This window comes from Lentzea cavernae, from assembly GCF_014653695.1.
Taxonomy (GTDB): domain Bacteria; phylum Actinomycetota; class Actinomycetes; order Mycobacteriales; family Pseudonocardiaceae; genus Lentzea; species Lentzea cavernae.
Map to the genome: position 1 here is coordinate 286921 of NZ_BNAR01000009.1, position 21634 is coordinate 308554.

The 21634-nt window shown below is 69.8% G+C and carries 22 protein-coding genes; 13 read left to right on the forward strand and 9 right to left on the reverse strand.

Annotated features, from left to right (window positions below):
- Nucleotides 1-202: 202 nt before the first annotated feature.
- Nucleotides 203-931 (forward strand): oxidoreductase, encoded by a 729-nt coding sequence (locus IE307_RS28560; protein WP_191302450.1) that lies wholly within the window; start codon nt 203-205, stop codon nt 929-931.
- Here the strand turns inward: IE307_RS28560 and kynU are convergent.
- A complete protein-coding gene (gene kynU / locus IE307_RS28565; RefSeq protein WP_229905138.1) occupies nt 924-2024 on the reverse strand; it encodes a kynureninase in 1101 nt (366 codons plus the stop codon). The two genes, IE307_RS28560 and kynU, sit on opposite strands and share 8 nt — an antisense overlap.
- Entirely contained in the window at nt 2021-2836 is an 816-nt protein-coding gene (locus IE307_RS28570; protein WP_191302452.1) for a tryptophan 2,3-dioxygenase, read from the reverse strand. Before IE307_RS28570 ends, kynU begins: the two co-directional genes overlap by 4 nt.
- Nucleotides 2837-2941: 105 nt before the next feature.
- On the opposite strand from IE307_RS28570, the gene IE307_RS28575 reads away from it, so the two are divergent.
- Genes IE307_RS28575 through IE307_RS28585 form a run of 3 tightly spaced genes read left to right on the forward strand, consistent with a single transcriptional unit; the run spans nt 2942 to nt 4988 of the window.
- A complete protein-coding gene (locus tag IE307_RS28575) occupies nt 2942-3382 on the forward strand; it encodes an Lrp/AsnC family transcriptional regulator (RefSeq protein ID WP_229905139.1) in 441 nt (146 codons plus the stop codon).
- A gap of 38 nt (nt 3383-3420) precedes the next feature.
- Nucleotides 3421-3852, forward strand: coding sequence for an RrF2 family transcriptional regulator (locus IE307_RS28580; protein WP_191302453.1), 432 nt, complete (start codon nt 3421-3423; stop codon nt 3850-3852).
- 11 nt (nt 3853-3863) lie between these two features.
- On the forward strand, nt 3864-4988 hold the full coding sequence (locus IE307_RS28585; protein WP_191302454.1) for a globin domain-containing protein: 1125 nt from the start codon (nt 3864-3866) through the stop codon (nt 4986-4988).
- Here the strand turns inward: IE307_RS28585 and IE307_RS28590 are convergent.
- The 3 genes from IE307_RS28590 to IE307_RS28600 all read right to left on the reverse strand — a co-directional run bounded on the left by IE307_RS28590 (nt 4977) and on the right by IE307_RS28600 (nt 7325).
- Complete coding sequence (locus IE307_RS28590) at nt 4977-5888, reverse strand: N-acetylmuramic acid 6-phosphate etherase (protein WP_191302455.1); 912 nt, start codon at nt 5886-5888, stop codon at nt 4977-4979. The two genes, IE307_RS28585 and IE307_RS28590, sit on opposite strands and share 12 nt — an antisense overlap.
- Complete coding sequence (locus tag IE307_RS28595) at nt 5885-6769, reverse strand: MurR/RpiR family transcriptional regulator (protein ID WP_191302551.1); 885 nt, start codon at nt 6767-6769, stop codon at nt 5885-5887. The genes IE307_RS28590 and IE307_RS28595 overlap by 4 nt, the downstream gene beginning before the upstream one ends.
- A 109-nt stretch (nt 6770-6878) precedes the next feature.
- On the reverse strand, nt 6879-7325 hold the full coding sequence (locus IE307_RS28600) for a carboxymuconolactone decarboxylase family protein (RefSeq protein WP_229905140.1): 447 nt from the start codon (nt 7323-7325) through the stop codon (nt 6879-6881).
- 50 nt (nt 7326-7375) lie between these two features.
- Between IE307_RS28600 and pdxR the strand changes: the two genes are divergently transcribed.
- Nucleotides 7376-8713, forward strand: a complete 1338-nt coding sequence (gene pdxR, locus IE307_RS28605) for a MocR-like pyridoxine biosynthesis transcription factor PdxR (RefSeq protein WP_229905141.1) — start codon at nt 7376-7378, stop codon at nt 8711-8713.
- On the opposite strand, the gene IE307_RS28610 is transcribed toward pdxR, so the two are convergent.
- The 4 genes from IE307_RS28610 to IE307_RS28625 all read right to left on the reverse strand — a co-directional run bounded on the left by IE307_RS28610 (nt 8696) and on the right by IE307_RS28625 (nt 14510).
- Nucleotides 8696-10219 carry a serine hydrolase domain-containing protein gene (locus tag IE307_RS28610; protein ID WP_191302457.1) on the reverse strand — a complete coding sequence of 508 codons (1524 nt, stop codon included), beginning with the start codon at nt 10217-10219 and terminating at the stop codon, nt 8696-8698. The two genes, pdxR and IE307_RS28610, sit on opposite strands and share 18 nt — an antisense overlap.
- Nucleotides 10220-10226: 7 nt before the next feature.
- Nucleotides 10227-11432: an exo-beta-N-acetylmuramidase NamZ family protein gene (locus tag IE307_RS28615; protein WP_191302458.1), complete on the reverse strand. Its 1206-nt coding sequence runs from the start codon at nt 11430-11432 to the stop codon at nt 10227-10229.
- The gene (locus IE307_RS28620) at nt 11429-13084 is read right to left on the reverse strand and encodes a glycoside hydrolase family 3 protein (protein WP_191302553.1); all 1656 of its coding nucleotides are present in this window, start codon (nt 13082-13084) and stop codon (nt 11429-11431) included. Before IE307_RS28620 ends, IE307_RS28615 begins: the two co-directional genes overlap by 4 nt.
- A gap of 631 nt (nt 13085-13715) precedes the next feature.
- Nucleotides 13716-14510 (reverse strand): HAD-IB family hydrolase, encoded by a 795-nt coding sequence (locus IE307_RS28625; protein ID WP_191302459.1) that lies wholly within the window; start codon nt 14508-14510, stop codon nt 13716-13718.
- Between the two features lie 448 nt (nt 14511-14958).
- Between IE307_RS28625 and ssd the strand changes: the two genes are divergently transcribed.
- The 8 genes from ssd (at nt 14959) to IE307_RS28665 (ending at nt 21192) form a co-directional block, all read left to right on the forward strand.
- Nucleotides 14959-15993 (forward strand): septum site-determining protein Ssd, encoded by a 1035-nt coding sequence (gene ssd / locus IE307_RS28630; RefSeq protein ID WP_191302460.1) that lies wholly within the window; start codon nt 14959-14961, stop codon nt 15991-15993.
- A gap of 1081 nt (nt 15994-17074) precedes the next feature.
- The gene (locus IE307_RS28635; RefSeq protein WP_191302461.1) at nt 17075-18184 is read left to right on the forward strand and encodes a TadA family conjugal transfer-associated ATPase; all 1110 of its coding nucleotides are present in this window, start codon (nt 17075-17077) and stop codon (nt 18182-18184) included.
- The gene (locus IE307_RS28640; RefSeq protein WP_229905142.1) at nt 18181-18948 is read left to right on the forward strand and encodes a type II secretion system F family protein; all 768 of its coding nucleotides are present in this window, start codon (nt 18181-18183) and stop codon (nt 18946-18948) included. Before IE307_RS28635 ends, IE307_RS28640 begins: the two co-directional genes overlap by 4 nt.
- Nucleotides 18945-19472, forward strand: coding sequence for a type II secretion system F family protein (locus IE307_RS28645; protein WP_191302463.1), 528 nt, complete (start codon nt 18945-18947; stop codon nt 19470-19472). The genes IE307_RS28640 and IE307_RS28645 overlap by 4 nt, the downstream gene beginning before the upstream one ends.
- A 9-nt stretch (nt 19473-19481) precedes the next feature.
- Nucleotides 19482-19643, forward strand: a complete 162-nt coding sequence (locus IE307_RS28650) for a DUF4244 domain-containing protein (protein ID WP_229905143.1) — start codon at nt 19482-19484, stop codon at nt 19641-19643.
- A 10-nt stretch (nt 19644-19653) separates the two neighbouring features.
- Nucleotides 19654-19953 carry a TadE family type IV pilus minor pilin gene (locus IE307_RS28655; RefSeq protein ID WP_191302465.1) on the forward strand — a complete coding sequence of 100 codons (300 nt, stop codon included), beginning with the start codon at nt 19654-19656 and terminating at the stop codon, nt 19951-19953.
- Complete coding sequence (locus tag IE307_RS28660; RefSeq protein WP_191302466.1) at nt 19950-20375, forward strand: Rv3654c family TadE-like protein; 426 nt, start codon at nt 19950-19952, stop codon at nt 20373-20375. The genes IE307_RS28655 and IE307_RS28660 overlap by 4 nt, the downstream gene beginning before the upstream one ends.
- 196 nt (nt 20376-20571) lie before the next feature.
- Entirely contained in the window at nt 20572-21192 is a 621-nt protein-coding gene (locus IE307_RS28665) for a bifunctional DNA primase/polymerase (protein ID WP_191302467.1), read from the forward strand.
- The last annotated feature ends 442 nt before the right edge of the window (nt 21193-21634 follow it).

Sequence of the window (21634 nt, forward strand, 5' to 3'; positions counted from 1 at the left end):
GCGAGCCAGTTCACTTCCAACAGGTTCCTCCCCAAAAAGGTTCAGACCAATTTGGGGCGGGCGGTTACACGGCTGTCACTGTGTAACCCGTTTTGTCTGGTCCAGGCACGTGTGGCGCGTTGAACGGGCACGGTTGCGCGCTCAACGGTCCGGCCAGTGAGCTGGGTCACGGGTTTCACCTGGTCAGGTACTCTGCGCGACCGTGACCGATCCTCTCGCTCCGCTGCTTTCCTTGCCCGGCGTGGCAGACGCCGCGAACGCCGCCAAGGACGCCGTCTTCCAGGTGCACCGCCATCGGGTGAACCTGCGCGGGTGGGCCACGACGGCGGCGGAAGCGTCCGTGCGCGCGGCCCGCGCGTCGGCCGCTCTGGAGGGCGGTCCGACCGACATCCCGGAGTCCGGCGAGGTCTCGGATCCCGTGCTGGCGGGGTCTTTGCGGATCGCGGAGGCGCTGGGCGGACTCGTCGCCACGTGGCAGCGCGCGCCGTTGCAGGCCCTCGCGCGGTTGCACGTTCTCGCCGCCGCGGACCTGACTTCCGACGTCGGACGGCCGCGCGTCTCTGAGGACGTGTCGCAGCGGCTCGACATGCTCGGCTCGCTGGTGACCGGCGGGACGTCCGTGCCGGCGCCGATCGTCGTCGCGGTGGTGCACGGCGAACTGCTCGGGCTGGCGCCGTTCGACGTCGCCAACGGTGTGGTCGCGCGGGCGGCCGCGCGGATGACGTCGATCTCCACCGGGCTCGACCCGAAGGGCCTCGGTGTGCCGGAAGTGGCGTGCCTGCGCCGTTCGGCGGAGTACGAGGCCGCGTCGGTGGCGTTCGCGTCGGGGACGCTGGAAGGCCTGGCCCAGTGGATCCTGTTCGTGTGCTCGTCGCTGGAGGCGGGCGCCCGCGAGGCCAAGAGCATCGCGGACGCCGCATCCGCTAGTTGACGATCTCCGCCAGCACTTCGGCGGCCTTGATCGCGTCCTGGTCGGTGACGTAGAGCGGGGCGAACCCGAACCGCAGGACGTCCGGCGGCCGGTGGTCGCCGATGACCCCGCGCGCGATCAGCTCGTCCATGACGGCCCTGGCATCGGGGCAGCGCACCGAGATCTGGTTGCCGCGGTTCTCCGGGGTGATCACTTCCAGGCTCGTGAGCTTCTCGACGTGCTCGCGGAACAACGCGGTCAGCGCGAGGCCGCGCTCGCGCAGTTCGGCGAGGTCGACCTCGTCCCAGACGTCCAGCGCCGCGTCGAGTGCCAGCATCGACAGGATGTCCGGCGTGCCGACCCGTGCGCGCGCGATGCCGGGATCCGGTTCGTAGGACGACTTCATGCCGAACGGCTCGCGGTGCCCGTTCCAGCCCGAGAGCGGGTTCTCGAAGCTCGCCTGCCTGTGCTTCGGCACGTAGATGAACGCCGGCGAGCCCGGTCCGCCGTTGAGGAACTTGTAGGTGCAGCCGATCGCGAAGTCGACCTGGAGCGCGTCCAGCTCGATGGGCAGCACGCCCGCGCTGTGGCAGAGGTCCCAGACCACCTGCGCGCCAACGGCATGCGCCTGCTCGGTGAGCGCCTTCATGTCGTGCAGCTGCCCGGTCCGGTAGTCGACCTGGTTGAGCAGCACGACCGCGGTGTCCCCGGTCAGGTCCAAAGAGGACGGATGCGCGGCGCGGATCTTCATGCCCGTCAACGAGGCCACGGACTGCGCGATGTAACCGTCGGTCGGGAACGTCGACTCGTCGCACACGATCTCGGTGCGGTCGGTGCCCTTCACGGCGCCCATCAACGCCTTGAAGACGTTGACCGACGTCGAGTCACCGACGACGACCTGACCTTCCGCGGCGCCGATCAGCCGGCCGACGCGGTCGCCGACCCGTTGCGGCGCCTCCCACCAGCCCTCGGACCACGACCGGATCAGCCGCGTTCCCCACTGGTGCGCAACGACTTCCTGCATGCGGGCGGCGACGTGCCTCGGTGGTGCGCCGAGGGAGTTGCCGTCGAGGTAGATGACACCTTCGGGAATGTCGAACAGCTCACGCCTCACACGTAGCTCCTCGCGGTCCACAGCTCGGGGAACACCGCTCGTTGGGTGCGCTTCTCCAGCCATGCAACACCAGCGGAGCCGCCCGTGCCGACCTTCGAGCCCATCGACCGCCGGGTCGCGAGCAGGTGGTCGTAGCGCCAGCGCGCGAACTCCTCGGCGATGTCGGTCAGCGCCTCGCCCAGCTCCAGCAGGTCGCGGTCGTCGCCGCGGTAGATCGCCGCCCACACCTGCTCGACCTCGGCCGACGGCTCGTAGGCCTGGGTCAGGTCGCGGTCGAGCACGGTCTGGGGGATGTCGAAACCCCTGCGCCGCAACGCGGCCAGCACGTCGTCGTAGAGCGACGGCTCACCGAGCGACTTCTCCAGCTGGTCGTGCATCGCCGGCACGGCCCGGTGCGGCACGAGCATCGACCGGGACTTCTCGCCGAGCAGGAACTCCATCTCGCGGTACATGCCGCTCTGGAACCCGGAGCCCTCGCCGAGCGCGTCGCGGAACGAGTTGAACTCGGTCGGCGTCATCCGCGCGATCGGCCGCCACGCCGCGGACAGCGCCTGGAGGTGCAGGTCGGAACGGCGGAGGGTGCGGACGGCGGCGCGGAGGTCGTCGGCGCGCAGCTCGGTCTGCGCCTGGCGCCACTCGAAGCAGAGCAGGCCGAAGTACAGCTCCATCACCTGCGTGATGACCAGGAACGACATCTCGCGCGGATCTTTGGACCACTGCTGTTGAAGGGTGTGCAGCACCGACGCGTGCACGTAGTCCTCGTACGGCGTGGTGCCGCCGAAATCCAGCTTGGGGGACACGGGGCAGCTCATGGGTAAATCGTCGCTCGAACGGCCCGTCACCTGAATGGGCGACGAAAGGCGTTCGCGCCGAACTTCTTGCGAACGCAAAACGAATCGCCGAGTAGCTTTGCGTTCATGTTGGACGAGGTGGACAAGGCCCTGTTGGAGGCGCTCCAAGAGGATGCGCGGCTGTCGTACAACGAGCTGGCGCGCCGGGTCCACGTCTCGCCGCCGACGGTCGCCCAGCGGGTCCGCCGGCTGGAGAACATGGGCGCGATCACCGGCTATCGCGCCGTGGTCGACCCCACCGTCGTCGGACGGCCGGTCGTCGCGTTGGTGCGCATGAAGTGCTACGGCCCTCGTTGCATCACGGTGCATCCCGAGCTGCTCGACGACCTCCCCGAGGTGGTCGAGGTCGTGCGGCTGACGGGGGACATCTGCTCGGTTGTGAAGGTCGTCACGACGTCCATCATCGAGTTGGAACGGCTGCTGGTCCGGCTGGCGGCGCACGGGGAGACGTCCAGCGCAATGGTGCTGTCGACGCCGATCCCGTGGCGCCCGGTGTTGCCCGGATAACATGCATCTGAGATTCCAATTAAGCTAACCTCGATCTTGTGAGGCTGACCAAGAGCACCGACATCGCACTTCGGATCGTGATGCGCCTGGCCGTCGCCGGCTCGGCGAACCCGACCACGCGCGAGGTCGCCGCGGTCATGGACGTGCAGTACACCCACGCGGCCAAGGTCGTCGCCCAGCTCCAGCACCTCGGAGTGGTCGAGGCCCGGCGCGGCCGGGGCGGTGGGCTCACGCTCACCGACGCGGGCCGGGCGGGATCGATCGGCCACCTGGTGCGCCGGTTGGAAGGTGTCGGCGACGTCGTGGACTGCGAAGGCGACGTGCCGTGCCCGTTGGCCGGTGCCTGCCGGCTGCGGCGCGCGCTGCGCCAGGCCCAGGAAGCTTTCTACGCCTCGCTCGATCCACTGAGCGTCGAGGACCTCGTCGCTGATCCCACCGGTCCCGTTCTGCTCTCCCTGGGGCAGAAGTGAGGAGCACGTCGATGTTGTCCCCGAAGTCGGCCGAACTGGTCGAAGCCACCCTGCCCGCGGTCGGCGCCGCGATCGGCGAGATCAGCGCGTTGTTCTACGAGCGCATGTTCGAAGAGCACCCGATGTTGCTGCGCGACATGTTCAACCGCGGCAACCAGGCCAACGGCACGCAGTCCCAGGCGCTGGCGCGCTCGATCGCCGCCTTCGCGGCCGGTCTCATCGCCGGTCAGACGCCTGACGACATGATGCGCCGCATCTCCCACAAGCACGTCTCGGTCGGCGTCACGCCCGGTCAGTACGCGGTCGTGCACAAGCACCTGCTCGGCGCCGTCGCCGAGGTCCTCGACGTGAACGCCGAGGTGGCCGCGGCCTGGAGCGAGGTCTACTGGCTGATGGCCGACGCGCTGATCGGCCTGGAGCGGTTCCTGCCGCAGGGGCAGCAGGAGCACCGCGTCATCGCCCGGTTCCAGGAGACCGAGGACGTGGTGACGTTCGTGGTCAGGCCGCTCGACGGCCAGGTGCACGCGGGCGAGCCGGGGCAGTACGTGTCGGTGCAGGTCCCGCTCGCGGACGGCGCCCGGCAGATCCGCCAGTACAGCCTGTCCGGACGGTCCGACGACGCCCTGCAGTTCTCGGTCAAGCGCGACGGCGAGGTGTCGAACCACCTGCACGACAACGTGCCCGTGGGCAGCACCGTGCTGGTCAGCCAGCCGGCCGGGGACCTGACGCTGCAGCCGGGCGACGGCCCGGTGCTGCTCGCGTCGGCGGGCATCGGCTGCACGCCGATGATCTCCATGCTCGCCGAGCTGGCCTTCACCGACTCGCCCCGCCGGGTGGTCGCGGTGCACGGCGACCGCGACCAGCTCACGCACCCGTTCCGCGCCGAGCTCGCCCAGCTCGTCGCCAAGCTGGAGGACGCGCGGGCGCACGTCTTCTACGAGCGGCCCATCGGCGACTGGCCGGCGGAGCGGAGCGGGTACGTCGACCTCAGCGGCGTCGAGGTCCCGGAGAACACCACCGCCTACCTGTGCGGACCGGTGCCGTTCCTGCGCGCGATGCGGGCCCAGTTGCTCGAAGCGGGTGTCACCGACATCCACTACGAGGTCTTCGGCCCGGACCTGGTCTCAGCCGGCTAGCCGGTCCAGCGCGTTGCGGACGTGGCCCTTCGTGTCCTCCAGGGCAGCGGCCGCACGTTCGGTCGGCGCACCCGACAGCAGGTGCACCAGCGCCACCTTGAGGTCGCCGGACGCGTCCGCCAGCGCCTGCTCGCAGGCAGCCTCGGGCTCACCGGTGGCCTCGTGCAGGATCCGGATCGTCCGGCCGCGCAGCTTCGCGTTCGTCGCGCGCATGCTGACCATCAGGTTCGAGTAGGTGCGGCCGAGCCTGACCATCACCGCCGTGGAGAACGAGGTCAGGACCAGCTTCTGGGCCGATCCCGCCTTCATCCGCGTGGAGCCCGCGATGGCCTCGGGGCCGGTGTTCAGCGCGACGAGGACGTCCGGTGCGAACGGCACCGAGGCGTTGTTCGAGACCAGCACGGTGTGGGCGCCAAGCGCTTGCGCCTCCTGCAGCGCACCGATCACGAACGGCGTGCGCCCGGATGCCGTCACGCCCACGACCAGGTCCTTCGCGGTCGCGTGGCGGCGGATCTGGGCGGCGCCGGAGTGGTCCTCGACCTCTTCGACGGCGCGGACGAGGGCCTCCGGTCCGCCGGCGTGGTGGGCCACGAACCAGTCGGCCGGGACGTTGAACGTCGGCACGAGCTCAGCGGCGTCCAGCGTCGCGAGGCGGCCGGAGGTGCCCGCACCGACGTAGTGCACGCGGCCGCCGGACATGATCGCCTCGACGCCGAGGTCGACCGCGCGGGCCAGCTCGGGCAGCGCTTCCGCCACCGCGGCCGGGACCGTGCGGTCCTCCTCGTTGATCATGCGGAGCACGTCGGTCGTGGAGACCCGGTCGATGTCCGCGGTGCGGGGGTTCCGCCCCTCGGTCGGAGATTCCACGTGCACCACCACACCGTCCCGGGGCGAGGTCATTTAGACGTCTCCCGCGGCCGCCTCCGGCCGTCTGGTCTCGCGCCGAGCCGGTGGCCCGACACGGCCTCGTACGTCGCCTCCAGCGCCGTCTTCGCCGTGTCGACGTGGTGCTGGGCGACTCCGATGAACAAGCAGTCGATCACCGTGAGCTGGGCGATGCGGCTCGCCATCGCGCCGGAGCGGAACGTCGTCTCGCGCGCGGCCGTGGTCAGCACGTGGTCGGAGACCTCGGTGATCGGCGAGCGCGGGAAGTTCGTCAGCGCGACGGTGGTGGCGCCGGTCTCGCGGGCGACGCGCAGGGCCTCGACGGTCTCCGCGGTCGAGCCGGTGTGCGAGATGCCGACGGCGACGTCCGCGCCGGTCAGCACGGCGGCGGACGTCAGCGCGATGTGCGTGTCGTTCCACGCGAAGCAGGTGAGCCCTATGCGGTGCAGCTTCTGCTGCAGGTCGAACGCGACGAACGCGGAAGCGCCGAAGCCGTAGACGTCGACCCGGCGGGCGCCCGCGACCGCCTGGACGACCTTGTCGAGCGACTCGACGTCGAGCTGCTCCGCGGTCTCCTCGACGGCGCGGGCGTCGGCGAACGCGACCTTGCCGACGACCTGACGCAGGTCGTCGCCCGGTCCGATGTCGCCGCCCATGTCGTGGTTGGCCCTGGCCTGGCTGCGGGCCGTGTCGGCCGCGAGCGCGATGCGCAGCTCCGGGTACCCGCCGACGCCGATGGCCTTGCAGAACCGCGTCACCGTCGTCTCGCTCGTGCCCGCCTGCTCGGCGACCTCGGTGATGCTGCGGTGCGCGACAGTTCCCGGGTTCTCCAGCACCACCTTCGCGACGCGCTGCTCGGCGCGCGCGAGACCCGGCAGCAACGACCGGATCTTCACCAGCGGACTGGACTCGGCACTGCTCTCAGAGGACACGTGGGAAACTTACTAACCGCCACTCCAACGGTCAACGGAGTGTGTCCGAAAGTCACCCTGTCGGCAGGAGAGGTCAGCGGACGTCGGGCTTCTTCCGCGTCGAGACCGCGATCCGGTTCCACGAGTTGATGGTGAAGATCAACGCGATGAGCTGCGCGAGCTCCTCCTCGCCAAAATGCTTCGCGGCCTGCTCGTAGACGTCGTCGCTGACGTACTCGTGGCTGCTCAGGACGGTGATGGCCTCGGTCAGCCGCAGCGCCGCCCGCTCCTTCTCGGTGTAGACGTCGCCGGCCTCCTCCCACGCGTTGAGCAGGTAGATGCGGGCCTCGGACTCGCCGCCCTTGCGGGCGTCGACCGTGTGCATGTTGAGGCAGTAGGCGCAGTGGTTGAGCTGCGACGCGCGGATGCGGACGAGCTCGGCGAGCTGCTCGTCGAGCCCCTCGCGGGCGGCGGCGTCGAGGGCGATCATGGCGCGGTAGACCTTCGGGGCCTTCTTGGCGAGGTCGATGCGGTTCGTCATGTCTGCAAAGTTAGGCCGCTGATTGGCCCTGGGCATGGTGCAATCTGGTCGTGGAATCGTGGGCCAATCTCGACTTCCACCTGGACCTGTCCGGTCCGGGTGGTCTGCGGCAGCGGTTGACGGCGTCCCTGCGCGACGCGGTCCGGTCGGCGCGGCTGCCGCCCGGCACCCGGCTGCCAGCCTCGCGCTCGCTCGCGCTCGACCTCGGGATCGCGCGGAACACCGTGGCCGAGGCGTACGCGGAGCTCGTCGCGGAGGGGTGGCTGACCGCGCGTCAGGGTTCGGGAACCGTTGTGGCGCAACGGGTCTCGCCACCTCCCCCGGTGACGCGCCGGGCCGCCGGTCCGGACGTCCGGTTCGACCTGACCGTGTCGACGCCGGACGTCACCGAGTTCCCGCGCGCGGAGTGGGTCCGGTCGACGCGGCGGGCGCTGATGGCGGCGCCCTCGGAGGCGTTCGGGCCAGGGGATCCGCAGGGGCGGATCGAGCTGCGGACGGCGTTGGCCGAGTACCTGGCGCGGGCACGGGGCGTGCGCGCCGATCCCGAGCGGATCGTGCTGTGCTCGGGGTTCGGGGGCGCCGTGCAGATGTTCGACAGGCTGCTGGACGGGCCGGTCGTCGTCGAGGAGTACGGGCTGGGGTTCCACCGGTCGTTGTGGACCTCGACGGTGCCGTTGGCGGTGGACGACCACGGGGCGAACACCGAGCAGTTACCCGACGACCGGCGTGCGTGCGTGTTGACGCCGGCGCACCAGTTCCCGTTGGGCGGTCCGTTGCACCCACGGCGACGCGCTGCTGCTGTGGAGTGGGCACGGCGCGTGGGCGGCGTTGTGCTGGAGGACGACTACGACGGGGAGTTCCGCTACGACCGGCAACCCGTCGGGGCGGTGCAGGGGCTGGATCCCGAGCACGTCGTGTACCTGGGGACGTCGAGCAAGGCGTTGTCGCCCGCGTTGCGGATCGCGTGGATGGTGCTGCCCGACCGGTACGTGGACCCGGTCCTCGAGTTGAAGACCGATCGTGAGCAGCACATCAGCATGCTCGACCAACTGACGTTGGCCGACTTCCTGTCGTGCGGTGCCTACGACAGCCATGTGCGACGGATGCGGCTCAAGTACCAACGCCGTCGCGATCGTCTCGTGGAGGCTGTCTCGCCGTACGTGTCGGTGTCCGGCATCGCGGCCGGGATGCACGCCGTGCTGGAGACGCCCCATGAAGCAGAGGTCGTGCAGGCCGCGTGGGAACGGGGGATCGAGGTCAGCCCTCTCTCGTGGTTCCGGCACGAGCTGAGCGACGACGACCGGACCGGTGTGGTGGTGAGCTTCGGAGCGCCCGCGTTCCCACGGGCGCTCCAAGGCTTCGCCGAAGCGCTAGCGGCGTGCTGCTGACCAGCCCTCGGCCGTGACATCACCGCGTGCGTGGACGTACACACCGCGGCCGTTGTACAGGCCTGCCTTGGTGTAGACGAACCTGGTCCTCACGGGTTCCGTCGGCACCCAACGACGTTCGGTCGTGGTGATGGTGTGGGCGTCCTGCCAGGCGGTGCCGTCCCAGTGCTGGATCGTGAGTTCGTCGCCCTTGTCGACGTCGACGAAGAACTCGACCGGGCGGTCCACGGTGAGGGTGCCGCCGGACGTCGTTGCGCGCCACTGCTTTCCGCCGGCCTTGACGGCGAGCGCGTTGGCGAGTCCGTCGGCCACCACGCGGCGGGCGGGGTTGACGCTGCCCCAGTCGCGGCTCGGGTGCACGCGGTTGCTCAGCAGGATCGCGATCGAGCGCGAGGCCTTGTCGATCACGAACGACGTGCCCGTGTACCCCGTGTGGCCCGCGGTTCCCGGGCCGCTCAACGCACCCATGTACCAGCGCTGGTCGAGCTCGAAGCCGAGGCCGTGGGCGTTGTCGGGGAACTGCTGGTTGAAGTTCGTGAGCATCAGCTCGACGGAGTGCTCGGACAGGATCCTGCGGCCGTTGTACGTGCCGCCGTTGAGGATCGTCTGGCCGAGGACGGCGAGATCTTTGGCCGTGCCGAACACACCGGCGTGCCCGGCCACTCCTCCGAGGGACCACGCGTTCTCGTCGTGCACCTCGCCGCGGACGATGCCGCGTGGTGGTGCCACCTGGAACTCCGTTGCGGCCGTGCGGTCCTTGGCCTTCGGGTTGTAGCCGGTGTCCCTCATGTCGAGCGGCCTGGTGATGCCGTCCTTCACCGCCTGGTCGAGGCGTTTCCCGCTCACCTTGAAGACCAGTTCGCCGAGCGTGATCAGGTTCAGGTCCGAGTAGACGTACGTGGTGCCGGGTGTGGACTTCGGCTTCACGTCCATCACGGCTTTGATGCGTGACGGGATGTCCGGATACTTCTGCCACAACGGGATGAACGGTTCGAGGCCGCTCGTGTGTGTGAGGAGCTGCTTGACGGTGATGTTCTCTTTGCCGTTCACGCCGAACTCGGGCAGGTAGGCGGCGACGCGTTCGTCGATGCTGACGCGTCCCTGCTCGACCTGCTGGATGACCGCGATCGACGTGAACAGCTTGGAGATGGAGGCGAAGTCGAAGATCGTGTCCTTGCGCATGGGGACGCGTTCTTCTTCTGGTAGCTGGGTTTGCTGGTCCTTGTAGAGCACCGCGTAGCCCGTGCGGTCGTGCGTGACGATCTTGCCGTTGTGCACGTACATCGTGACGGCGCCGGCGAACATCGGTTTGCCGTTGGCCTGGGGCTTCTGGAACTCGCGGAGCTGGCCCAGGGCCGCGTTGATCGGCTCGGGGTCGAGGCCGGCCGACTGCGGGCTCGCTTCGCGCAGCGTCGTCCAGCGGTTCGCGAAGCCGTCCTGGGGCTGGTCGAAGTGGCCGGGGACCGCCGTCGTCACGAGTGCGACGGCGAGTGCGGGGATGAGCATGGCGTCCTCACCGGTAGCGCAGGTAGGGCTGGCGGGTGCGGCGGAACTGCTGGAGCTCCTGCTGCCACGCGCCGACGACCTCGTCCGGGGGAGCCTGGGCGTCGATCATCAGGCGCAGCCGGTCGGAGCCGCTGAGCTTGTCGATCCAGTTGTCGGGCCGCCACGCGAACACGTTCGGGTACAACGACTTCGCGGTGATCAGCATGGCGATCGCGGCCTTGACGGCTTCGAACTCGTGCGGGTCGGTGACGTGCAGGGTGACACCGCCGCAGGTCTTGCCCTGGAACTTGTTGAACGTCGGCGAGAAGTAGGTCTCGCGGAACCGGATCCCCTTGAGCCCCGAAGCGTTCAGCGCCTCGGCCCAGCGCCAGTCGATGCCGGGCGCGCCGACCGTTTCGAACGGGCGGGTGGTGCCGCGGCCCTCCGACAGCACCGTGCCCTCGAACAGGCACGTGCCGGGGTAGACCAGCGCGGTGTCCTGGGTGGGCATGTTCGGGCTCGGGGGAACCCACGGCAGACCGGTGTCGAGCTGGTCGCGGCGCCAGTTCCGGACGTTGACCACTTCGAGATCGGTCTTCAGGCCGAACTCGCCCTTGAAGTAGCGGGCGAGCTCACCGACCGTCATGCCGTGCTGCTGGACGATCGGCTTCAGCCCGACGAACGTGGCGTAGGCCGGGTCGAGCTGCGGGCCGTACGCCTTGCCGCCGATCGGGTTCGGGCGGTCGAGGACGATGAAGTCCAGGTCCGCCGCGGCCTCCATCGCCTGGTACAGCGACCAGATGTAGGTGTAGAAGCGCGCGCCCACGTCCGCGATGTCGAACACCACCGTGTCGATGCCGGCCTTGGTGAACATCGCCTGGATCTTCGCGGGCGTGGCCTGGTACGTGTCGTACACCGGGATGCCGGTGCGCGGGTCGGCGTAGTCGCCTTCGGAACCGCCCGCCTGCGCCGTGCCGCGGAAGCCGTGTTCGGGGCCGAACACGGCGGTCGGCTTGGCGCCGTGGGCGACCATCGAGTCGACGACGTGCGTCTGGTCCTTGAGGATGCCCGTGGGGTTCGTGAGCACGCCGACCTTGCGGCCCTTGAGCTTGCGCCAGCCGTCCTGCGCCAGTTGCTCGGAGGCCGTGGCGAGCTTCGGGGTGGCGTTCGCCGTGCTCGCGCCGACGAGGGGAACGGACAGGGCGCCCGCCGCGAGGAAGCTCCGCCGCCTCACCACGTCACCCCGTGCCCGAACGGGTAGGGCGTCGGGCCGGGGACGTCGACCGGGAGCTTGCCCTGCGGCTTCGCCTCACCGAGCAGGACCCTGGCCAGCGCCTCGATGGAGACCGTCGTGGTCGAGTAGGTGGCGAGCCACGTCTTGGCGTTGCTGTGGGCGACGTCGTACGGGTTGGCGGTGGCGGCCGCGACGACCGGCTTGCCGGTGGCGACGAGCTGGTTGACCAGGTCGACCTGGGCGGGCCTGGTGCTCGCGTTGTTGGTCAGCACGACGATCTTGTCCGCCTTGGCCGCCGCGGCCACCGCCTGCTGGATCTGGGCGGCCGTCGGGCTCGTCGCCGTGACGACCTTGGTGCCCTTGAGCCTGGTGGCGAGGGCGCTGACCTGGGCGTCGCTGGTGCCGACGACCAGGGGAGCGGTGGCGTTGAGAGGGAGCGCCTGGCCGTCGTTGCGCACGACCGTGATGGTGCGGTCGGCGATGGCCTGGGCCTTCTCGGTGTTGGACCCGACGATCTGCTCGGCCTTGTTCACGTCGACCTCGGCGGTGAGCATGACGCCGCGCAGCAGCTTCATCTTGAGGATCCGCAGCACGCTCTGGTCGATGCGCTGCTCGGTGATCTCACCGCTGCGGACGGCCTTGAGGACGCTGTCGATCGCGACGCCGAGGTTCGGCGGCATCAGCAGCTGGTCGACACCCGCCTTGACGGCCAGCACCGGGATCTCGGCGTCGGAGTGGAGCTTGCGGACACCCGCCATCTCCAGCGAGTCGGTGACCACGACGCCGTCGTACTTCAGCTCGTCGCGCAGCAGGCCGGTGATGATCTTCGGGCTGAGCGTGGCCGGGTTGCCCGACGGGTCGATCTGCGGCACCTGGATGTGCGCGGTCATGATCGAGTCGATCTTGGCGGCGATGGCGGCCTTGAACGGCGGCGCGTCGATCTGACGCCACTGCTCCAGGCTGCGGTTCGAGACCGGCAGGGCGGTGTGGCTGTCCTCGGACGTGTCTCCGTGGCCGGGGAAGTGCTTGGCCGTCGAGGTCACCGAGCTCATGTCGAACCAGCGGCGGGCCTCGTAGCCCTGGACCTGGGCGGCCACCATGTCGGCGGCGAGCTTCGGGTCGCTCGAGAAGCTGCGCACGCCGATGATCGGGTTCGCCGGGTTCGAGTTGACGTCGGCGTCCGGCGCGAAGTTCTGGTTGATGCCCATCGCGCGGAGCTCCTGGCCGGTGATGCGCGCGGCCTCCTCGGCGTCCTTGACGTTGCGGCCCGCGCCGAGGGCCATGTTGCCCGGCAGCTGCGTGGCCGGCGGGCCGATGCGCGTGACGACACCCATCTCCTGGTCGGTCGAGATGAGCAGCGGGATGCGGCTGGCCTGCTGCAGACCGTTGGAGAGCTGCGCGATCTGCTTGGGAGTGTCGATGTTGTCGCGGCTGGTGTTGTTGAAGTAGATGACGCCGCCGGGCTGGTACTTGCGCACCATCTCCGAGGCCGTCGCCACTCCGAAGTCCGTCTGGTTCTTGGGGTGCGGGACGTCGGCGGCCTGCCCGTTGACGTAGGTGACGAAGAGCTGGCCGACCTTCTGCTCCAGCGACATCCCGCGGAGTGTGGTCACCGCGGCGTCCGCTCTCGCCACCGGCGTGAGGGCGACCATGGCAGTGACCAGCGTCAACGCGGCGATTTTCCGCACTTGGAAGAGCCTCCCGGTGATGTTCCCACAGATAACTGGCGCATTTCGCAAGTTACCCACGACCGTGGGGTGGGTCAACGGGTGGCCATTGTGCCGTTCGGTGGCACTTTTTGACGGAACAGCAAACAGGGCACCCCCGAAGGGGTGCCCTGTCGACAGCGCGGGCTAACGAGTTACCAAGCGTGCAACTCCAGTCGTACAACCCTGGCCTCGGCGTCCGGCGTCCCGGTCCGCAGGCCCTAGACGACAAGCCTCCCGCGGCGTGCTGCGCGTGGGTGTCTCGAAGTCCGCGCACGGAGCTCTGCCGGGGTGGAGTCTGGCTTCTCTTCGCCAGGTCCCTGGCCGACCGGAGGTCCGCACCACCCATTTAAGTGCGTGGGCCCGGTCACAGCAAGGGCTCGGACGGGTGCACCGTTCAAGCCACGTTCAGTAGTGAAAGTACTGGCGTTTCTGGATTTGTGAGCTCGTGTTCGCGTTCGGGTACCGCTGGGAGGGCGGTGCCGTGCACCCACGCGGGCACCACGTGCGCGGCGCGTTGCCGCTACTCGCCGGTACCCGTCCCTGATCGGTGCTTCGTGGCCGCGGGGGCTTGACTTCAGGCGCCGCCGCGCTTGCGGCGCAGGCCGTACCAGGCCGCGCCGGCCGCCGCGACGGCGCCGAGGCTGATGGCCGTGACCGCGACCGCCTTGCCCGAAGGGGTGGGGAAGCGGCCGCGCAGGCTCACCGGGTCGACGAACTGCTGCACCGGCCAGTCCTTCTCGAGGGCGATGCGGCGCAGGCCCCTGTCCGGGTTCACGACCGTCGGGTGGCCCACGGCCTCGAGCATCGGGAGGTCCGTGACGCTGTCCGAGTAGGCGTAGCTCTTCGCCAGGTCGTAACCGCGCTCGGCGGCGAGCTGCTTGATCATGACCGCCTTGTTGTCGGCGGCGCAGTAGAAGTCGACGTCACCGGTGTAGCGGCCGTCCTGGATCACCATCTTCGTGCCGACGCTGTAATCGGCCCCGATCATCTCGGCGATGGGGGCGACGAGTTCGGCTCCGGACGCGCTGATGATGACGACGTCGTGGCCTTCCGCCTTGTGATCGGCGATCAACTGCGTCGCTTCTTTGTAAACGAGCGGATCGACGATGTCGTGCAGCGTTTCGCTGACGATGCTGCGGATCTGCTCGACGTCCCAGCCGGCGGCCAGCGCGGTGATGTGCGCGCGCATGCGGTCCATCTGGTCCGCGTCCGCGCCGGCGAGCATGAAGACGAACTGCGCATATGCGCTCTTCAGGACCGCGCGGCGGTTGATCAGGCCCTCCTGGAAGAAGGGCCGGCTGAACGCCAGCGTGCTCGACTTCGCGATCACGGTCTTGTCGAGGTCGAAGAAGGCGGCGATCCGGCTCATGTCGCTCAGCTTAGGTGTACTCGTCAGTAGGCCGTTCGGGCGGCATTTCGTTCGTGTACGAAACCATTGCCCTGCGCGGTTACCGAAACTTGCCCCGCGGCTGTCGTGGAAGTTGCGCGCGGCACTGGCGCATGGGGATACAGTAGGAGAGTCCGGTTCGACGGACAGGTTCAGTCCGACCCCCCGGGACTGAACCATTGACGACCCCCGTCCCTCCCCCCTGACGGGGGTCGTCCCATATCCGGACCCCCTTTCCCCACGGGTTCGAATGGACCTCTGCCGTCCATTGGCCGCATACGGGTGGGCAACCCCCCAGCGTCCCACGAGGCACCGACAGTCCTGGCGCCCCAAGGCCTCCAAGATCGCGACTTGTCCACAACCGCCGATCTGTCCACATGTGGATCTACACCCGTTGTGTCGTTCATCACGACTGACCACCGTTGATCCCATGACCCACCCCATCGCCCTGCTCACGGACCAGGACCTCCTCGACGAGGTCCTCCGCGTCGCCGCCGCGGCCGACTGCCCGCTCTCCTGCGCCCCGGACGTCACCTCGCTGCGCTCCCAGTGGCACACCGCACCCCTGGTCCTGCTCGACCCCGCCGCGGTCTCCGCGTGCCTCGACGCGGGCTTCCCCCGCCGCACCGGCGTCCTGGTGGTCCACGGAGGCGACCCGCCCTGGGCCCCGGCCGTGGCCCTGGGAGCGGACGGCGTCCTCGAACTCCCGGTGGAAGGCCGCTCCCTGGTGACGGCCCTGACCGACCTGGGCGAGGGCCCACCGTCCGACCGAGGCCGCGTCGTGTCGTTCATCGGCGGCCGAGGCGGAGCCGGCGCCTCCACCCTGGCCATAGCCTGCGGCCGCGAAGCCGTGGTCCAGGGCGGCGAAGCGATGCTCGTCGACTGCGACCCCCTCGGCGGCGGCATAGACCTGGCCCTGGGCACCGAGTCCGACCAGGGCGCCCGCTGGCCGGGCGTGCACGCCACCGGCGGCAGGGTCCCGATGTCGGCCCTGCGAGCCGCCCTCCCCACCTCGGGCAACCTGAGCGTCCTGGCCTGCGACCGAGCAGCCCCCGACCCAGAACCGGCAGCCGTGGCAGCAGTCCTCGACACAGGCCGCCGAGCCGGCTGCACGGTCCTCTGCGACCTCCCGCGCTTCCCCACGGCCTCCGCCTCAGCCGCCCTGGACCGCACAGACCTGACGGTCCTGGTCGTCCCAGCAGAGGTCCGAGCCACAGCAGCCGCCGCCCGAGTCGCCTCCCGCCTCCTGACGAACGGCCGCAACCTCCGCCTGGTGGTCCGAGGCCCGTCCCCCGGCAACCTCAAACCGGCCGAAATGGCCGAGGTGATCGGCGTCCCCCTCCTCACCTCCATGCGAGCCGAACCGGGCCTCGCCGAGGTCCTGGAACGCGGCCGCTTCCCCCGCAACCCGAAGGGCCCTCTGGCCACAGCGGCCCGAGCGGTGCTGAAGGAGCTACGCCCATGACCCGCCCACCACCCGACACCCGGCCTCTGCCCGCAGACCTCGCTGTGGCAGCCGACGAGGCCGAGCACCTCGCGTCCTTCTTGGACGACAACGACTTCACTCCACCCACCGGTCTCGGGTGCGGTTGCGTCCCTGCCTTCCGCGAGGAGCCACCGAAAGCGCCACAGCCCACCGTTCCGAACCACCTCTTTACCGCAGAAAGGGTTCCGCGCCAACGGATCGCGCCGTCAGGCGACGCCGCGGTCAGGTGACCCTCCTGCCGCCGCGACCTCCCGCCGCAGGGCCCCCTGCTGTGTGCCCTTTCCGTACCGGCACTCCGCTACCGGGCACCCCGCCCCTGGCACCCGTCACGTAGGCACGCACCACCGCCCTCAGTGCCGGGACCTCCACCCCTTGCCCTTGAATTCCTTGCCCGCCAAGCGACTTCTCGCTGCCCGTGACTTCCCACTGCCGCGGCCACCCGCCACGGCTGCGATCTCCCACCGCTGCAACCGCCTGCCGCCACAACGTCCTGCTGCGCGATCTCCCGTCACCGCGCCCCGGCCACCGCCCCACCGCCCACCGCCGGAATCTCATCCCCTTGTCACCGAGATCTCCTCTCTCCCATACGACCCCTGCCCGTGACCTCCCCTCGTTCCCACCCGCGACCTGCCCCGCGCCAGCCCGCGACTCCTTCCCGCGACCCTCCGCCGCCCGCGACCTCCCCCACTCCCATCCGCGCCCTGCACCTGCCCGCGACTTCCGCTGCTCGCGACCCCCTGCCTGCGACCCCCGCTGCCCGCGCGTCCTGCCCCTACCCGCGGTCCCTCCGCCGCCGCGATCTCCCTCCCGCCGCCCTCCCACCCCGAGATCCCTTCCCCCAAAAGGAACTCACCCATGACCCGCCTCCACCTCCTGGCCCGAATCGCGTGCCGGATGGTGCGCAACCTCGCCGTCTACGGCCGCATCTACCCACCCCGCTTCCTCTTCAAGAAGGAGCCGAAGTGAACCGCTTCCTCATCTGGTGCCAGGAAACCTGGCTCCGCCTCACCGGCCGTGAGATCACCTACGGCCGCCACGCCCGCCGCCCCGAGGCCGCGACGTGACCGCCGCCCTGATCGACCGGGTCCGCCACCGCCTCGCCGGTGCCGACATGGAGATGACCGCGGCCGTCGTGGCGCACGCGGTCCGCACCGAGGCCGGTGGTGTGCTGGCCGACTCCGACGTCCTCGAAGCCCTTCAGGTGCTCCGTCAGGAGTTCAGCGGCACCGGGCCGCTCGACCCGTTGCTGGCCGATCCCGGCACCACCGACGTCCTGGTCACCGCACCCGACCAGGTCTGGGTCGACGGCACGACGGGCCTGCGGCGAACCGGCGTCACCTTCCCCGACGAGGACGCGGTCCGGCGTCTCGCGCAGCGGCTGGCGGTGCTGGCGGGCAGGCGGCTCGACGACGCCTCGCCGTGCGTCGACGGGTGGTTGCCGGGGAGCGGGGTCAGGTTGCACGCGGTGTTGCCGCCAATCGCGGACAGCACCTGTCTGTCGCTTCGCGTTCTGAGGCCGGCGACGCACGACCTGCGGGCGTTGCAGGAGCTCGGGACGTTCGACGGCGAGATCGCGCAGGTGTTGCGCACGATCGTGCGCCGGCGCATGGCGTTCCTGGTGGTCGGTGGTACGGGGTCGGGCAAGACTTCGTTGCTGTCGGCGTTGCTGGGGTGTGTGCCGCCGGATGAACGCATCGTGTGCGTGGAGGACGCGGGGGAGCTGAATCCCGACCACCCGCAGTTCGTGCGGCTCACGGCGCGGCCGCCGAACGTCGAGGGTGCGGGCGAGGTGACCACCCGAGAGTTGGTGCGGGAGGCCCTGCGGATGCGGCCCGACCGGATCGTCGTCGGTGAGGTGCGCGGGGCCGAGGTGCGGGAGTTGCTCACCTCGTTGAACACCGGGCACGAAGGGGGTGCCGGGACGATGCACGCCAACTCGCCGGCCGAGGTGCCTGCGCGGTTGGAGGCGCTGGGGGCGTTGGGCGGGCTGGAGCCGCGGGCGTTGCACAGCCAGGTCGCGGCGGCGGTGCGGATCGTGCTGCACATGCGGCGGGACGTCACCACCAGGTACCTCAGCGAGATCGGGGTGTTCGAGAAGGGCGACGGGCTGACGGTCCGTCCGGTCTGGACGCGCGAGCATGGGTGGTGCGGGGAGGAGTCGCTGTGGTGAGCCTGGTGTTGCTGGCGGCGGCGCTGGTCGTGTGGCCGCAGCTCGAACCCGTCCGGCGGCTCAGACCGCGCGGCAGAAGGGAAATCGCTGTGCCGCCGTACGTCTGGGTGGTGAGCGCGGCGGTGGTCACCTACTTCGTGGCCGGCGTCGGCGGGCTGGTCGCCGCGGCGGTGCTGGCGGTGACGGGCAGGCGAATCGTCAAGCAGCACAAGCGGAACAAGGCACTCCGCCAGGCGACCGAAGCTTTGAGCAACGGGCTGGGCGGTGTGGTCGATGAGTTGCGGGCCGGTGCCCACCCCGCCCAGGCGGCCGAGGGGGCGGCGGAGGACACGCCGGCTCCGGCGAAGGAGGTGCTCAGAGCGGTGGCGGCCACGTCGAGGCTCGGCGGTGACGTCGAACGGACTTTGCGCGAGCTGCGGCAACCGTTGCTGACCAAGGCGGTGGACCAGCTGGCCAGGGCGTGGCGCGTGTCGGCGAAGCACGGTGTGGCGCTGGCGGACGTCCTGGACGCCACGAGACGTGACCTCGACCAGCGGGCGGCGTTCGCGCGGCAGGTGCACGCGCGGATGGCCGGTCCGCGGGCCAGTGCGGCCGTGCTGGCCGGTCTGCCGCCGGTGGGTGTGCTGCTGGGCGAGTTCAGCGGTGCGCGGCCGGTCCACGTGCTCACGGGCACTGCGGCAGGGCAGTTCCTGCTGGCGCTCGGGGCGGTGTTCCTGGCGGCAGGGGTGTGGTGGACGCAGCGGATCACGGAGGTGGAGCCGTGACGTTCCTGCTCCTCGCACTGGCGGTGCTCGTGGCGCCGGCGCCACGACGAGCGGTTGACCGGCTCAGGCCGAGTGCTCACGACCCGCCCCGGAAAGAGGTGAGGCCGGACGGCCCGTTCGAAAGGGCCGCGGCCTGGGACCTGCTGGCCGCGTGCCTCAGGGCCGGGCTGCCGGTGCCCACCGCGATCCAGGCGGTGGAGATACGTGAACTGAGCCAGGTCGCCGACCTGCTCAGGCTGGGCGCCGACCCCGTCACGGCGTGGGCGTCCGCGCTCGAGCGGCCCGAGACGGCGCTGCTGGCCAGGGCGGCCAGGCGGACCGCGCGGTCCGGGGCCGCATTGGCCCGGCAGACCGCCGAGCTCGCGGGAAGGACCAGGTCCGAGGCGAGCGACGAGGCGGAGGCGAAGGCGCAGAAGGCCGCGGTGGCGGTGGCTGCGCCGCTCGCACTGTGTTTTCTCCCGGCGTTCCTGTGCCTCGGCGTCGCGCCGGTGGTGCTGGGCCTGGCCGGTCAACTTCTCAACTAGGAGATGCGGATGGAACTGCTCGACGACGACAGCGGCATGAGCACTGTGGAGTACGCGATAGGGACGTTGGCCGCGGCCGCGTTCGCCGGTCTGCTCTACGTGATCCTCACCAGCGACTTCCTGCAGAACCAGGTGCGGGAGCTGATACAGCGTGCGCTGTCTTCGGTCTGACGACCGGGGCATGGTCACGGTTGAGGCGGCGATCGCGGTCTGCGCGCTGCTGGTGGCGACGTGGCTGGCGGCGAACGGGCTGACGGCGGTCACCGAGCAGATGCGGTGCGCCGACGCGGCGAGAGAGGCGGCACGGCTCGCGGCACGCGGAGAACAGCAGCGTGGTGAAGAGGCGGCCGGGCTGATCGTGGGTGGTGCCAACGTCGTGATCGTCGTTCAAGCCGACGCGATCGAGGTCGTCGTCAGCAAGAGCGGGCCGCTGGGCGTGCCGCTCAGCGCGCGGGCGTTCGCCGTGCCGGAGCCGCGATGAACGGCGAACGGCTCGGTTGCGAGCGGGGTTCGGCTGCGGTGAGCGGTGTGGTGGCCGTGTTGTCGCTGATCATCGTCGCGGTGGGCGGTGCGCAGATCGGTTCGGCGGTCGTCGCGCGGCACCGGGTGACCGGTGCCGCGGATCTGGCGGCGCTCGCCGCTGCCGCTCGTCTCACCGAAGGCGACGAAGATGCTTGTGAGCAGGCAAAACGCGTGGCGTCGGAGCACCGGGCCGAGCTGAGCGGTTGCACGGTGAACGGATGGGAGGTGGTTGTCGAGGTCTCGGCGACTACGCCGTTCGGCCCGGTGAGCGCCTGGGCGAGGGCAGGTCCGGCCGAAGATCGAAGCGTTTGGAGCACGACGAGCGGTCGGCTGACAGCGGTGAGCGGACTCACACTGCCGCCGGGACATGCTGAACGGTGATCGAACCAAACGCGCGGAGTTCAGTTGCCCGTTCTGGCAAAGGACGTTCGCCGTCCCGTAGCTACCAGTTGTCGAGCGGGGGTTACGGAGCCCGGCGCCGGTGTCGTTAGTTGTAGAGGCGGCACCGACGCGGTGTCCTACGAACACCGGCACCACGTAGATGTCGAGTCAGAGCCTGGGAAGAAGGCGACGGAAGATGGATTGGTCGGACAGCTGGCGCGGGGCCTTCCGCATCGAACTGCGTGCTGAGGCGATCAGCCTCGCGTTCCGCGGTTGGCCCGTACTGCCCGGCACGTTCCCGGCCGGTTCTGAGGACGGCGTGACGAAGTGGGCGGGCCGCAGCGGCCTCGAGCTCCACGGCCCGATCCCGGTGCACCGCGACTGGGTCGACCGGATCGGGACCCGTCCCGAGCAGGTCGCCACGTGGTGGGCCGGCGCGTCCTACAGCCTCCTCGTCGCCACCGGTCACGTGGTGGACGCGATCGAGGTCGGCACCGACCTCGGCCGCCGCGCGGCCGTCGCACTGCGGCAGATCGGTGTTCCCGTGCCGATCGCCGCGACCCCGTCCGGCCGCTGGATGTTCCTGGTGAAGTCCGGCTCGACGCTCAACACCGAGCTGGCCTCCAACCCGGACGTGCACCTCTACGGCAAGGGGGAGTACATCCCGCTGCCGCCCACCACCATGGCGCACGGTGTCGTGCACTGGCGGGTCAAGCCGCAGGTCTGCGGCTGGAACCTGCCGGACGCGCACGTCGTGCAGGACGCGCTCGTCGAGGCCGTGCACGCCCCGGCGCGCTTCCAGCTCGAAACCGTCTGACTCACAACTGAATCCAAGCCCGGCCGTGTTGGGTGTCGTCGTGGACTCTCCCCGACAACCCCGAAGGCGATGCCCTGCACGGCCGTTCCACCAAGCCCGGTCCGATGATCGGCCTCCGCACCCCGCACGTCGGGGACCGGCAGAGGAACGGGCGAAAAGCCGAACACGCACCCCGAAGGACAGCCTCCCGCACCAGTGACCGGACCGAGGACGTTAGTGGCAGAGCCCCCGCTCTGCCGCGGTCGGTGAAGCCGGCTCCTCCCCGGAGTTCGTCAGAGGACAGTCGACACCGTCGCCTCCCGCGTGTCCTGTCAAGACAGACGAACGAACCAGATTCCACCGATGTTCCAAGGGATCCGGTCACGAAGCGGTAGCAGGCGGGAAAACAGTGTTCGGCACGTGGAGAGCGCGCGCCGCAGGTACCCGTGAGCCTGCGGCGCGC